Here is a 13,541-nt window from a genome sequence, read left to right on the forward strand (position 1 = left end):
CTCATCCCCCTATGGTGTTTGTATCAGATTTTATCTCAGCAAACCGTTTCTGAAGACCGTTCGCGATTTCCGTGATGCAGTCTTCCGCTTGCGGGTATTGCCCGAGTTTTTCAATGAAGGCATGATCCATGCCGTTGTACTGAATCCGTTTTGTTTTGACGCCGGCCCGCGCGAGTTTCCGTCCGTACGCTTCGCCTTCAAGACGGAGGTAATCGTACTCTGCCGTGATGATTAACGTTTCCGGTAATTCTGCCAGCTTGTCACTGAAGAGTGGTGAGACGTGCGGATCCTGTACGTCCGTCGTCCCTTGCAGGTACAAGCGGTTTAACAAGCCATCCGTGTCTTCAAGTGCTGTGACGATCCCTTCAAGTAACTCACGATTTTCGTTCATCTCGTACGCGTCAAGACGCCACTCGAAGTCGTCCGTCGGCAAGGCGGCAAGATTGATGACCGGATAGAGCAGGACTTGGTACTGGATCATCTCTGTCTGTTGTTCGCGGTCAAGCAGGGCACAGACGGTCGCCAGGTTGCCGCCGGCACTGTCGCCGGCGACGGCTAGCTGCTCGCTGTTGATGCCGAGCTCATGCGCCTGTTCGTAGACCCATCTGACGGCCGCGAAACAATCGTTCAGACCGCTCGGGAAAGGATGTTCCGGTGCCAGCCGGTAATCGACGGAAATGACGACGACGTGCGCCCTTTCTGCCAGCAACTTACACGGGTGCTCGACCGGTTCAAGCGTCCCGCCGAAAAAGCCGCCGCCGTGAAAGTAGAGAACAGCCGGTAACGGTTCCGTCGACCGGGGACGATAGATTCGTGCCGGAATCGGTTGTTCCCTACTTGGAATCATGATGTCTTCCGTCGTGATGTCTGTCGTCGTCAGGTCGGTATTGACCCAGCCCATCCCGGCCCGTGCCGCTTCGAGTGAAAACGGGATGGGTTCCGGTGAAGGCACTTGCTGCTGCATCACGTCCATGACCCGTGGATCGAGCACACCTTTTTCTTGACGGTCCGGCACCGATTTGATAACGACTTCAACGCCATCTTGCAGTTCCCCGGTCGTTTTTTCCGCTAACCGATCGACCAATTGCTGATAATCCTGTCCCATGCATCTTCCTCCTTTAACTCCATCATTTGCTTGCTTATCAGAGATTATTCATTTGTCAAAATAAGTATCGAAACCGCTTTCGTAAATCTCAAAAAATTTTTAGGATCCCCTTTATCAATAAAAAGAGACCGCTTACAAAACCAATCATACGCATCTTTATCCGATTAATCAATCATTCTGGATGATTCCAAAAAAGCCACTCATCTTTCGCGTGCTTCCCTTGTCGGAATGACGTGAAATGAGTGGCTTTTTGACTTAACTTAAAATATTTTCTTCGGAAACAAGCTTAAAGCCGTCAATGATTGTATCTTCCTCGACTTCGATCAACAGACATTGTTTGCCGTTGTAATTGACTTGCTTAATATACTTCAAGTCTTGCGGACTGACCGTGATGTTTGCGACTTTCGTATTGATTTTAATTGATTTCGCTTCATAGTTCGGGACGATGTTGCTCGCCTTCATTTCGTACGTCGTATCATCGATGACTGTTTTGAAGGCCCGCTCGACCTGTTCCGTGTCGACGTCTTCGATGCCGCTCGCTTTTAGGACCCGTTCGACTTCTTTGACGTCAAGCATCGGTATCTCTTCCGTCTCATCTTCCTTTTCGTCTTCAAGGACAAGCAGGTGATTGACTTCTTCATAGACACCGGCAAGCGTCTTTGAATCGACTTCTTCGCCGATGACGAGCTTGACGATTTCTTCAAAGACCGATTTATCTTCTTCCGCCGTCACGATTTGGTCCCCGTTCAGGACATTTTCGATGAAGGCAAGGTCCGGTTTATTCGGCTTGCTTGCTGTGTAAAGGACACGGTTAACGTCCGCCGCATTGTCCGTAAAGCACGGGAATAAAAAGCCGCCGATCGGTGACGCGAGTTTAATGACCGGATTGATCAGCAGGTTCGACTTAAATTCGAGATCGACATAGTCAAAGACGAGCGACTGTTTCGGCAGTTCCGTCTGATTAAGACTGCTGAGGATGAATGGCGTCGTATAGACTTCATCGTTTTTATCGACTTCCGTCTCGTCTGCCTGACGTTTCGTCGTCTTGTAATACTGTCCCCGGATGAACGTGACGACGATATCATTGTCGTATTGAACGTCCTGCACCATCTTCAGCGCAATCTGTTGCATCTGTTCCGTCCAGTCTTCCGTCTCTTCCGTGTAGAGCCCTTCGTACAACAGTTGTTGCGTATGTCCGGTCGCACCTTCTTCCGGTTGCTGGAATTTGACTTCAAACAGCTTGATGTCGAGCTTACCGGTTAAAACTTTCTTGAAGTTCGCCAGGAACAGTTCCTGTTGCTCGAGTTCGAGAAAAGCGAACGGTCGGCTTTCTTCATAGAAAATTTCACTCGTTTCCTTGCGGATATATACATTATAAATTTCGTTGATTTTAAGTAGTTCCGAGTCGACCTTAAAATGGCGACGGATATCACTGATGTCTTGTTTGTTCACGGTACAGCTTCAGCTCCTTGGCGTTTGAATTCCTCGTGGCTCCTAAAAAAGGAGTGCCTCCTGTCCGAATCGAACAGAGGTACCCCTTTACTATACAAGATTTGAATCAGATTCGCTGACAGAGTTCAATTCTTTGCCCGGGAACTGAATAAATAATGTCTAATTAGATAACCGACCAGAACAATCAGCAACGCGATGGAAAAGTAGACGATGAAATTCAGCGCGACCGGCAGAAAAATCGAGACGACATAAATGATCATCACCGTAACGGCATAAAACAGTAAAAACTGGCTGATGGCTTTCAATGGATTTCTCCTTTCGACGGAATTCGTATCAATCCTGTTCGAAGGCTCTAAAACTGTAAGAGTTCGTAATTGGTTCATGGATCACCAATTCGTAGCCGAGACCTCGTTCATCCGCTTGCTCGACAATCGACTCAATCTGAACCGTATTAAGGTGGCGTTGGACGAAGACGAGTGAAATGGCTACCGCGAACGCTAAACCAGTTAAAAGAACGATAGATGTAATAGATGAATGTAACCTTTTTTTCATGGTCTCAGCCCCTTTTTCAATTAATACGTTTTATTTCATCGAAAGTTCCTAGTTTTATTATTATGGCAGTTTTATAAATCTACTTTCTTTGTGTCTTCATATTGTCCATGTCAATACCATTTAATTTTTGTAATTTTTACATGATTTCAACCCTTTAAAAAAAATTCAATGGCATACTGAAAAATGTAAGAGGATTCTCTCATCATAACCTACATAAGAGGAGGCAGTTCATGTTCCAGAAACTCAAGTTACTCGCCGTATCCGTTGTCTTGTTCCTCACTGCATTTCAGTTCGACCTTTCACCCGTCTCGGCACTCCCGTCCGGACTTCCGTCAAAAGCAACCGCTCAGTCTGAATTAAATGCATTAACGGTCAAGACCGAGGGCACGATGACCGGTTACTCCCGTGATCTTTTCCCGCATTGGAGCAGCCAAGGTGGTGGATGTGACACACGTCAAGTCGTCTTGAAACGCGATGCGGATTCTTACGTCGGCAATTGTCCGGTCACGTCCGGCTCATGGTACAGTTATTACGATGGACTGACGTTCACGAACCCATCCGACCTCGACATCGACCACGTCGTGCCGCTCGCTGAAGCATGGCGTTCTGGGGCAAGCAGCTGGACGACGACGACCCGTCAAGCATTCGCAAACGACCTCGAAGGTCCGCAACTGATTGCGGTTTCTGCAAGCTCGAACCGTTCAAAAGGAGACCAGGATCCATCAACATGGCAACCGACACGCTCGGGTGCAAGCTGTGGTTACTCGAAGATGTGGATCCATACAAAAAGTCGCTGGGGCTTAAGTCTCCAAGCAGCCGAAAAAACAGCATTACAAACGATGTTAAACACATGTTATTACTAAAAGAAGCACACATTCCCCATAAATCAAGTTATCCGGAAGGACTGATTCGATGGAAACGAAAACCTCTACTTTCACCGCCACGCATGGTGTGATGACAAATGAAGTCGGCGTCATCAGCGGCGAGCTGGAATTACGGACGACATGCCAGGAGGACGGCATGCTGGAGCTTGCGATTTTATATGCCGGGGCAACAGACGTCTATACCTTACCAGGGAAAGATTATCAGTTATATGATGCCCGCGATCATGACGTGGTACACCGGATGTTAGCAACTGTGCTTGAACGTACTTAAGAAGAGAAAAAGCAGCCATGGCGAAGGTTCTCGTCTTGGCTGCTTTTAAATGTTTTATCGTCCGATGCGACGAAAGGCAACAATCACACCGACTGAACTCATTAAGAATGCAAACAGAATATACGCATCGCTTTTCGTATAGTCTCCACTCGTTTCGTCACTGTCTGCATTGTTACTCGCTTCATTATTTAAGGGTTGATTGTTATTTGGATTTTCTCCATCAGCATTTTGAGGCGGTCCTTGTCCTTGTCCTTGTCCGCCCCCCATATTTTCATTGAGGTACGTCTTTTTCTCTTCAATCGTCATCGTCTCAAAATCATCTGGTAAGGCGATTGGCAGATTTCCAGATTGAATCTGTTCGACAAATTGATTAAATTCTTCATCTGTCATCGAGTTAATGTCGGGTCTTGGCCCCATATTCCCTCCTGGTTGTGCTGGTGCACCTTCTTCATTCGTAGTTTGTTTATTATTGTCTGGGGTTTGATTTGCAGCTGAATTGTTTTCAGCTACCTCGTCAGCGTCAACCACGAGTTCACCCGATAATTGAGCTAATATTGATTCACTGCGTTGTTTAGCAAACTCTGGGAGACTGTTTTCACCACTGACACCTTCTAAAAATTCTTCCGTTGTAAAGAATTTAGAAGGATCGCTGTCGACGTAGGGTTCTAATAAGATACCGAGCTTCGACGTAATAGACTCCACGTTTTCTTCAGTTAAAATTTCAGTCGCAATTTCTTCCAGATACTCCTCGTATTGCTTCGATAAGGTTTCGTCACTTAATAGTACGTTCAACAAAGGACGTTCAGATAAAGTTGTACCAGAAACGGGCTGATCTATGCTGAAGTTGATCGTGTCTTCACTTAATAATTCTCCAGCCTGCGTTCCGCCACCTTGATTCCCTCCACCTGCTTGAGGAGTTACCGGTTCTGCATCTGTATCAGACTCCTGCGTGGGCGGAACTTGTTCCGGTCTAGTTTCAGGAGCTGTTACTTCTTCACCTTGTGTGTCTGCACCATTTTGTGTAGCTTCTTCGCCCGGTCCGCCTTGACCACCGGGTCCACCCTGACCGCCACCACCCATGTTAAATCCACCAAACGACATATTATAATCCCAAGGTAAAATCGAAAATTCACCGTCTGCATCTTCGTAGAGATAATAATTATGCTTCAGTTGGCCTTGATAACTATCTAAGCTGACTAAAGACGTGTTCAGGGCAAAATAGCGGAGCATCTCATCCGTATTCAGGTAATCCTCATACCCCTCCCCTTCATTGATGGCTTTCAGCATCGAGATCAGTTCAGATTCGTCTACACTTTCTTCATTCATTTCAACTTCGATACCGTCATAATCTTCAAGTGAATCACTTATATAAACCAAATCACTACCTGTACCGTCCGGCTTATACAAGTACCCTTCCGTCGTATTATAATTTTGGGCGATAAACGTCTCGTCAATTGCTTCTACACCGAGCATCAGTCCATAGTATTCTCCATTCACCATGACCTTCATGTAGGCATGCTCCGGTGTCTCTATTCCCATTTGCTCCATCAATTCATAAGAAACAAACTCTTTCATTTGTGTCGTGTCACTAAAGTTGTTATTTAAATTGAGTTTGGATAGACCATAATAACTTTGATTGGAATCGTAATAGTTAAAATCTACTTTTAAGCTATACCGATCCGAATCTTCATCACGAGCAACTGATGTTAATGAGGAGTTTCCTTTTGTACGGATGGCTACATTCGAAACTTCTTCTCCATTAATCGTGATAGAAGCTTCTTTATACTCCTCCTCAAGCGGATTTTCAATCAAATCCTCCCATTCATCGTCATCCATTGAAATCTCAATAGTAGAAACTTCATCTTTATTAAACATGGTTTCGTCATACGAATACGCAGAATTTACTTTTTGTAGTTGAAACTCTTGAACCGTATAAAGGCTCCCCACTGTAAAGAAAATCGCAACGAGCATTAACGTGATAATCCATCTTTTTTTTATTAACATTTCCACCCCTCCATTACGTAAATCTTAAGTAATCCGTTTAATTGAAACAGCGGTGGCAGCAAGAGTTTTCTTGCTGCCACTTGAGGTTCTCTCTTTTAATTAGGCAGTAAAGTTCCCGTCGTAACTGATCATGACCGCTGATTGGACACCTTTCATATCTGAAAGTGTGTTTAAAAATTCCATATCGTCTTCTTTAACACGAATTTCGTAAGTCACCTCAAACTGATTACCGGGTAACACAGACTTTGATTTGACTGTATGTTTCTTCGCATAATTCTTGACGACATGATCCACTAATTCAATGACTGAATTTTCGTTATATTTGATAACAAGTAAATAAGGATTTTCGATTTTGATTTTATTCACGAACAAAATTAAAACTAGACCAATGGCGATAGAACCTAATACTGCCAGAGGAACGAATCCTGCTCCACATAAAATCCCGACTACGATTGCCCAGAAAAGATAAACAATGTCCATCGGATCTTTAATCGGTGTCCGGAAACGGACGATCGATAGCGCACCAACCATACCAAGAGACAACAAGACATTTGACGAAATCCCCATGATAATGAGTGAAGTCGCCATCGTCATGATAATCAGCGAGATGTTGAACGTATGAGAATAAATCACGCCGGCAAATGTCTTTTTATATACCGTGTAAATCAATAAACCTAAAATAAACGCTGCCACTAAACCGATCAAAGAATCAACAATTGAAAAGCTCGTTGTTTTCTCTAAAATATTGGACTTGAAAATATCATCAAAAGTTACATTTTCCATTTCTATTCCTCCAAATGACTAATCTTTTATACGTTAGTCTTTTTTATTATCCGTACATTCGACTCATTTGATATTTTGAATACGTTCCTTTTCGTCTGTTACCAATCTGAAGAAGTTTTTTTATGACATCCGGTAGAAATTCGTCATACTTAATTTCTAAAATGACGACATCCGGATTCGTTTCAATCATCGGCAAATCAAAATTGAGAACGTCATTATTTCGAAAACTGGTTTTGATATCACTGTCAAACGTGACCCGGACATTCCCGTAATGATAAATGAACACTTCACGTTCATAATCCACTACGGTCATTGGTTTGATGTGATACATCTTCATTTCAATATAGAGTTCACGAATCAACATTCGTTCATCATGTTCCATCCAAGAAATCTCGCCATTTCGCATGTCTTCATACTCTTCAATGCGAATACGACATTTTTGCTTGTACGTGAGATTATTACGCTTACTTTTCTTCTCCAAATGGAGAAGACTGATACGATGGTCATACAACCGCACACGAAATTTATCTCGGTCGTAGTATCCTTCTTTTTTTTGCGTTAGCACTTTATTATCGATGTTATCGAAATACACGCTTCGAATATGATATTTGCCTTCCTCGTTTGCATGAGGATCGACCTCCATAATGTGCTTCAATCGATGGCGAAGCAGGTAACAATCCATTTTTGATAGCTCGTGCTTAAGCTCCGTCCGCCCTTGTACACCATTCAACGTCTTTGCCTGCATAGCGTTCAACTCCCTTTTAATAACTTCCTCATGCCTTGATTATTAAAGATGAACCTTAAAAATTGCTTAAAGTTTTACGCGATTTGAACAAAAAAAAAAGGAAATCACAAATGCGTGATTTCCTTTTTAGGCAATTTAATTTGAAAAATACTTCCTTTTGATTCACCAGTATCGACTACTTTAATTGTGCCGCCATGACTAACGACAATCCAGTGGGCGATTGCTAAACCTAGACCGGTCCCACCGGTATCTCGTGTTCTCGCTTTATCTTCTCTAAAGAATCTTTCAAAAATTCGTTTTCTATTTTCTGGACTTATTCCAATGCCTGTATCACTTATTTCTATGATTATCTTATGTCCTTCCAGATATGTTTTCACCCCGATACTTCCATTTTCCGCGGTAAACTTTAATGCATTATCCAACAGGATGACGAACAGTTGATGCATCCTGCTCTTATCTGCTTCAATTTCTATCGGAGTATTTACATGAAGCCACATCGTTTTATCTTGCATTTCAGCAATTTCAAGATAGGGCTGACAGACACGTCGTACAAAATCATCTAAGTGGAACGTTTCTGTACTTAACAGGGTTTCCAATGAATCTGCACGGGCAAGCGTTAGCAAGTCGGTCGTCAGCTTCGACATGCGTCTTGTTTCAGATAAACTGAGTGCAATGCTCTCAAAAGAGTCTACAATTTTTTCATTAGGCTGGACCAATAACAATTCAAGCTTATTTTGAATGATCGTCAACGGGGTTCTTAACTCATGCGAAGCATTTTCCACAAATTCAGCCTGGCGATCCCAGGACTTAATGATTGGTTGCATTGTTTTTTTGGATAGTAAATAACTAATCGTAAGAGAAAGAACAATGCTTACAATTGAACAAATCAGTAAAATCCATCTGAAGTTTTCGGTTAGACTTTCTTCAGCATCTGTATTAATTAACAGTTGGGTGTAGGAAAAATCATCACTCTCATCATTCTCGTAAGACAAAGACCGAAAAGTATATTCATCCTTTAAGCGAACCTTCGTGACTTCATTCAAGGACTCTTCGTTAAAGTTTTGGTCTTCAAAATAATTTTGATAGAACTGCGTACCAATCTGATCTTCATTTACATTTTCGCCCTCACTATTCCACCGTAAGACAATGATTCGTGGATTTAACGGGGGCGCCAGCTGGTCCGGTTGCCCACGGTCAGCCGGCAGATTTTCTTGCTGATCTAAGTCTTCACGTTGTATTTTTTGTTTGAAATTATATAACTCCTCATCCGCTTTTTTATAAAGCGTACTTTGAACGAGTGTAAAAATAATCACGCTGAATATCGCAAAAATCAGCGTAAATGCAATAAAGTTCAACGACATAAACGTAAATTGCTGCTTGCTTATTATCTTGTTTTTATTCATGCGTCCTGACCTTCCTCGGATAACATATAACCTAATCCACGAAATGTCTTAATGTAACGATCGTAATCATATGCCTTTAATATTTTACGAAGATGACTTGTATAGACTTCGACGACTGTATTCGTCGTATCTGATTGAAAGCCCCAAATCCGGTCAAATATTTGTTCTTTCGTCACAATCGTTTCTTTGTTGTTAATGAGATACTCAAGTAGTTCAAATTGCTTTCGATTTAACTTAATCGACTCTCCGTTTAAAGTGGCAGTTTTAGTTTTTACATTCAGAATAAGCTCTTTAAACGAAATATTATTTTCTTTGAAATGCCCAATTGTCCTTCGAACGATTGCCTCTAACCGTAACAATAATTCTTCCCGGTGAAAGGGTTTCACTAAATAATCATCTGCACCTAGACGAAGACCCTGTATTTTATCATCAATCGCATCTTTAGCTGTTAAAATAATTACGGGTGTCGTGATGTCCTTTGACCGTAATGCCTGTAATACTTCGTATCCGTTCATAAGCGGCAACATCAAGTCTAAAATAATAATGTCATGGATGTTTTGCTCAGCTAAATAAAGCCCTTCTTCTCCGTCAAAGGCTTGAGAAGTTTCATATAATGTATTCGTAGACTCGACAATTGTATTGGACAGCATCACATCATCTTCAATAATTAGTATTTTCATAAGATCCTCACTTTTCAATTTAAACTTTATTCTGCACCACTGAGATTAGAGAAGAAACAATCTATTTCGCACGTGTAAAGTTTACCGTAAAAAAGATTGTATCAGACTAAAGATTAGACGGTATCATGATCCGATTAGAGTCGCTAAGTATGCTGATTTTAACTAAACCTTACATCCTTTATTTGATGTGTCTAACACCTTCTTAAAGGTTTGCAATTTTTTCATCTAGCGTAACACAATGAAATGCCATACAAATCAATTGCTTATTTTAATTTTGTAGACACAGAAAAAGGAGTTGTTTATTTGCACCCATATACCAAAAAAAGACCATCTGAAACGCTTCTTAACGTTTGAAATGGTCTTTCTTATCAACTCTATTCACTTATGATACGGCTCATTCCGATTAATCCGATATGCCCGATAAATCTGCTCACACAGAATCATCTTCATCAATTGATGGGGAAACGTCATCTTCGAGAAGGAAATCGTATCGTTCGCCCGCTGCATGACTTCCGGTGCGAGACCAAGCGATCCGCCGATGACAAACGCGATTTTGCTCTTGCCGTACGTCGCCAGTCGGTCGAGTTCTGTTGCAAACTGTTCACTTGTCCGTTGCTTTCCTTCGATAGCAAGTGCGTAGACATGAACGTCCGGTCCAATCTTCGCTAAAATCCGTTCGCCCTCTTTTTTCTTCACTTGTTGCATCTCGGCGTCACTCAATTGTTCCGGTGCTTTTTCGTCCGGGACCTCGATTTCTTGAATCGAACAATAGGCACCAAGCCGTTTCGTATATTCGGCAATCCCTTGCTTCAAGTACTTCTCTTTCAACTTTCCGACCGTAATAATGGTAATTTGCATCATTTTTCTCGCTTTCTGACAGAAAATTCAGGAGTTATCCACAGAGTTATCCACATGTCCACATGTTGATAATTATTTTTTGCTTGACACAAGATATGTTGCGGGCTGATCACAGTACTCACATGTGACCGTTTTTTCTGAATTCACTTCTTCCAAAATCGGGTATTCTTCCGTTTCATCAACCACTTCGTCAAGTGCTAACTCGACATGTTCCAAGCAGACGTATTTATCCACAGGTCTTCTCCTCCTTTTTAGTTATCCACAGTTATCCGCTACCAGTATAACAAAAATCGGCTTCTTCAACCGCTTAAAAGTTATCCACATGCGTGGTATTCTTGCTTCTTTTCGTTCCATGATTAAGCTGCTGCTCATCGTGTCGGCTGCACGCGACTCCTACAGGAAAAAGCACGGCTCGTCCGTGCTGTCAGAGGAAAACGAGACCCTGGCATCTGCCGTCAGGCAAGAAGCCAACGGCTCGTTCCTCGCCTGAGGAAAGCGCGTGACAGCACATCACGATGACTCTTTCTCTTTCTTTCATATGCCCATTCATATCCCCAAACAAAAAAACTACCCGTACATGTACGAGTAGTTAATCTGAATCTGTTATTGCACCGTCGCCGCTTGTGCCGACAACTTCACATCAAGGGACTGTTTATCCCCATTCCGGTAGAACGTCACTTTGACGGTCTGTCCGACTTTCGCATCACGGTACAGAACACTCTTGAGATCTGCAAATGAATTAATCTTTGTCCCGTCGATTTCGACGATGACGTCATTTGCTTTCATCCCTGCTTTTTCTGCTCCACTGTTGTTTGTCAGACCGACGACGACGATTCCTTTCGTCACGTCACTCGGCAGTTTCAGGCGGTCCTCACGGTAGCCGCTCGGGAACTCCTGGACGTCCCGAATCTGAATCCCGAGTTGCGGACGAATGACCTCACCGTTCTGTTCGAGGTCACGCATGATTGGTAACGCTTCGTTGATCGGAATCGCAAAACCGACACCTTCGACGCTTGCTTCCGCAATCTTCATCGAGTTGATTCCGATCAATTGACCGGACGTATTGATCAGTGCGCCACCCGAGTTCCCGGGGTTGATTGCCGCATCCGTCTGAATCACTTCCGTGTTGAAGTCCTGCTGGCCGTCCTTGTTCGTATCGACCGGCACCGTCCGTTCCTGGGCACTGATGACACCACGTGTGACCGAGTTTGCAAAGATCCCGAGCGGGTTGCCGATCGCGAGGACCGTTTCACCGGCACGTAACGTATCGGAGTCACCGATTTTCGCGACCTGTGTCACTTTTGCTGCATCGATGGATAAGACGGCTAAATCATACGTCGGATCTTCGCCGAGGACTTTCGCTTCGAGCGCTGTTCCGTCTGATAACGTGACCGACAAGCTGCTTGCCCCTTCAACGACGTGATAGTTCGTCACGACATAGGCTTTATTGCCATCTTTTTTATAGATGACGCCGGATCCTGCTCCTGTCTCTTGATCCGCACCGCGGAATGAACTTTGTAAGTTCGTCACACTGACGACGGCTTCTTTCGTTTTACTGACGGCACCGACGATATCATTCTCGGCTTCCGTCGCTGTCGTCGCTGCCTGTTCCGTCGTCACCGTCGCGGCTGGTGTCGGACTCGTCATTTGATCACGGGCAAATGGCCAGGCGATCAAGGCAATCAGTAAGGCGCCGATGACGCCGCCGATTAAGCCGACAAAAAATGCTTTACCACCGCCACCACGCTTACGTGGAGGTTCGTCTGTTTCTTCATATGGTTCACGATAAGGACTGACCGGTTCTTCTTCAGTCGGTCGTCGCGGTGGAAATCCGCTCTCCTCATCGGTCGATTGATTGATCTGTTCCGATTCATTCCGTGGTTCTTCAGGTCGATCCATCGGCACATGCCTCCTTCATAAACTCTCTTTACACAAGTATACCCCCATCACCTGGCAAGTTAGCCAAATGTGGGGGTCTTTTGAGCATATTCAGTAATTTCCCATAATCAGAGCTTCAGGAGTGGTGTCGGAATGACGGGATCGGTATCAAGCAGATGAATCTTGCTGAGGTCGACATCCCGGCTCGCCAGTGTCTGGGAGACACTCATCCGGGCCAGTTCCTTCATGTTGTTGTCCTTGCTCAAATGGGCCATATGGATCCGTTTCGTCCGCTCGTCGAGCACCTCGCTCATCGCGACCGCCGCGTCTTCGTTCGAGACGTGACCGTAGTCGCCAAGGATTCGGCGTTTAACGCTCCACGGGTAGTGTCCCATCTGGAGCATCCCGATATCATGATTCGCTTCGAAGATGTAGGCATCGGCACCACGAATCGTCCCTTTCATCCGGTCCGAGACGTAGCCGGTATCCGTGATATGGGCGAGTCGTTTCCCTTCATGGGCGAACTGGAAGAACATCGGATCGGCTGCGTCATGGCTGACGTTAAACGATTCGACTTCGATATCGCCGAACTGTTTCACTTCGCCGACTTCCCAGAGGAACTTCAAGGCGGGATCAATCTTGCCGATTTTTGCTTCCATCGCGTCCCATGTCTTTTGGTTCGCATAGAGCGGGATGTTGTACTTGCGGGCTAAGATGCCGACCCCTTTAATATGATCCGAGTGTTCATGGGTGACGAACAGCCCATCGATGCCTTCCGGTGACCGGTGAATCTGGTCGAACAATGCAAGCATCGCTTTTCCTGTCAATCCGGCATCGACGAGCAGCCGGCTTTGTTCACTTTCGATGTAGAGGGCATTTCCCGTCGAGCCGCTCGCAAGAACGCTATAGTGTAGGCTCATCGTGTA

At 44.3% G+C, this 13,541-nt stretch carries 15 protein-coding genes; 2 read left to right on the forward strand and 13 right to left on the reverse strand.

Features of this window, described 5'->3' with window-relative positions; translation table 11 throughout:
- Position 1: 1 nt before the first annotated feature.
- The 4 genes from KNQ02_RS10845 to KNQ02_RS10860 form a co-directional block, all read right to left on the reverse strand.
- On the reverse strand, positions 2-1,105 hold the full coding sequence (locus KNQ02_RS10845) for an alpha/beta hydrolase (protein ID WP_214802384.1): 1,104 nt from the start codon (positions 1,103-1,105) through the stop codon (positions 2-4).
- 255 nt (positions 1,106-1,360) lie between these two features.
- Positions 1,361-2,557: a DUF4317 domain-containing protein gene (locus tag KNQ02_RS10850; RefSeq protein WP_214808508.1), complete on the reverse strand. Its 1,197-nt coding sequence runs from the start codon at positions 2,555-2,557 to the stop codon at positions 1,361-1,363.
- A gap of 125 nt (positions 2,558-2,682) precedes the next feature.
- Positions 2,683-2,862 carry a hypothetical protein gene (locus tag KNQ02_RS10855; RefSeq protein WP_012371875.1) on the reverse strand — a complete coding sequence of 60 codons (180 nt, stop codon included), beginning with the start codon at positions 2,860-2,862 and terminating at the stop codon, positions 2,683-2,685.
- Positions 2,863-2,890: 28 nt separating this feature from the next.
- Positions 2,891-3,109: a hypothetical protein gene (locus KNQ02_RS10860; RefSeq protein WP_088838286.1), complete on the reverse strand. Its 219-nt coding sequence runs from the start codon at positions 3,107-3,109 to the stop codon at positions 2,891-2,893.
- Positions 3,110-3,339: 230 nt separating this feature from the next.
- On the opposite strand from KNQ02_RS10860, the gene KNQ02_RS10865 reads away from it, so the two are divergent.
- Together KNQ02_RS10865 and KNQ02_RS10870 are read left to right on the forward strand one after the other, a co-directional pair.
- Positions 3,340-3,972 (forward strand): HNH endonuclease family protein, encoded by a 633-nt coding sequence (locus KNQ02_RS10865; protein WP_214805367.1) that lies wholly within the window; start codon positions 3,340-3,342, stop codon positions 3,970-3,972.
- Between the two features lie 49 nt (positions 3,973-4,021).
- Positions 4,022-4,264, forward strand: coding sequence for a hypothetical protein (locus tag KNQ02_RS10870; protein WP_088838288.1), 243 nt, complete (start codon positions 4,022-4,024; stop codon positions 4,262-4,264).
- A 54-nt stretch (positions 4,265-4,318) separates the two neighbouring features.
- Here KNQ02_RS10870 and KNQ02_RS10875 read toward each other — a convergent pair whose 3' ends face one another.
- The 9 genes from KNQ02_RS10875 to KNQ02_RS10915 form a co-directional block, all read right to left on the reverse strand.
- Entirely contained in the window at positions 4,319-6,268 is a 1,950-nt protein-coding gene (locus tag KNQ02_RS10875) for a CotH kinase family protein (RefSeq protein ID WP_214805369.1), read from the reverse strand.
- 99 nt (positions 6,269-6,367) lie between these two features.
- Positions 6,368-7,051, reverse strand: coding sequence for a DUF4956 domain-containing protein (locus tag KNQ02_RS10880; protein ID WP_088838290.1), 684 nt, complete (start codon positions 7,049-7,051; stop codon positions 6,368-6,370).
- Positions 7,052-7,097: 46 nt separating this feature from the next.
- Entirely contained in the window at positions 7,098-7,796 is a 699-nt protein-coding gene (locus tag KNQ02_RS10885) for a polyphosphate polymerase domain-containing protein (RefSeq protein ID WP_214808512.1), read from the reverse strand.
- A 104-nt stretch (positions 7,797-7,900) separates the two neighbouring features.
- Positions 7,901-9,199, reverse strand: coding sequence for a sensor histidine kinase (locus KNQ02_RS10890; RefSeq protein ID WP_214770310.1), 1,299 nt, complete (start codon positions 9,197-9,199; stop codon positions 7,901-7,903).
- Complete coding sequence (locus KNQ02_RS10895) at positions 9,196-9,879, reverse strand: response regulator transcription factor (protein WP_088838293.1); 684 nt, start codon at positions 9,877-9,879, stop codon at positions 9,196-9,198. The genes KNQ02_RS10890 and KNQ02_RS10895 overlap by 4 nt, the downstream gene beginning before the upstream one ends.
- Positions 9,880-10,257: 378 nt before the next feature.
- Positions 10,258-10,737, reverse strand: a complete 480-nt coding sequence (gene rlmH / locus KNQ02_RS10900; protein WP_012371884.1) for a 23S rRNA (pseudouridine(1915)-N(3))-methyltransferase RlmH — start codon at positions 10,735-10,737, stop codon at positions 10,258-10,260.
- A gap of 72 nt (positions 10,738-10,809) precedes the next feature.
- Positions 10,810-10,971 (reverse strand): CxxH/CxxC protein, encoded by a 162-nt coding sequence (locus KNQ02_RS10905; RefSeq protein ID WP_084157652.1) that lies wholly within the window; start codon positions 10,969-10,971, stop codon positions 10,810-10,812.
- Positions 10,972-11,340: 369 nt separating this feature from the next.
- Positions 11,341-12,636, reverse strand: a complete 1,296-nt coding sequence (locus KNQ02_RS10910; protein ID WP_088838294.1) for a S1C family serine protease — start codon at positions 12,634-12,636, stop codon at positions 11,341-11,343.
- Between the two features lie 107 nt (positions 12,637-12,743).
- Positions 12,744-13,535: an MBL fold metallo-hydrolase gene (locus KNQ02_RS10915; protein ID WP_029332152.1), complete on the reverse strand. Its 792-nt coding sequence runs from the start codon at positions 13,533-13,535 to the stop codon at positions 12,744-12,746.
- Between the last annotated feature and the right edge of the window lie 6 nt (positions 13,536-13,541).

The sequence above is a fragment of the Exiguobacterium sp. s102 genome (genome assembly GCF_018618635.1).
Taxonomy (GTDB): domain Bacteria; phylum Bacillota; class Bacilli; order Exiguobacteriales; family Exiguobacteriaceae; genus Exiguobacterium_A; species Exiguobacterium_A oxidotolerans.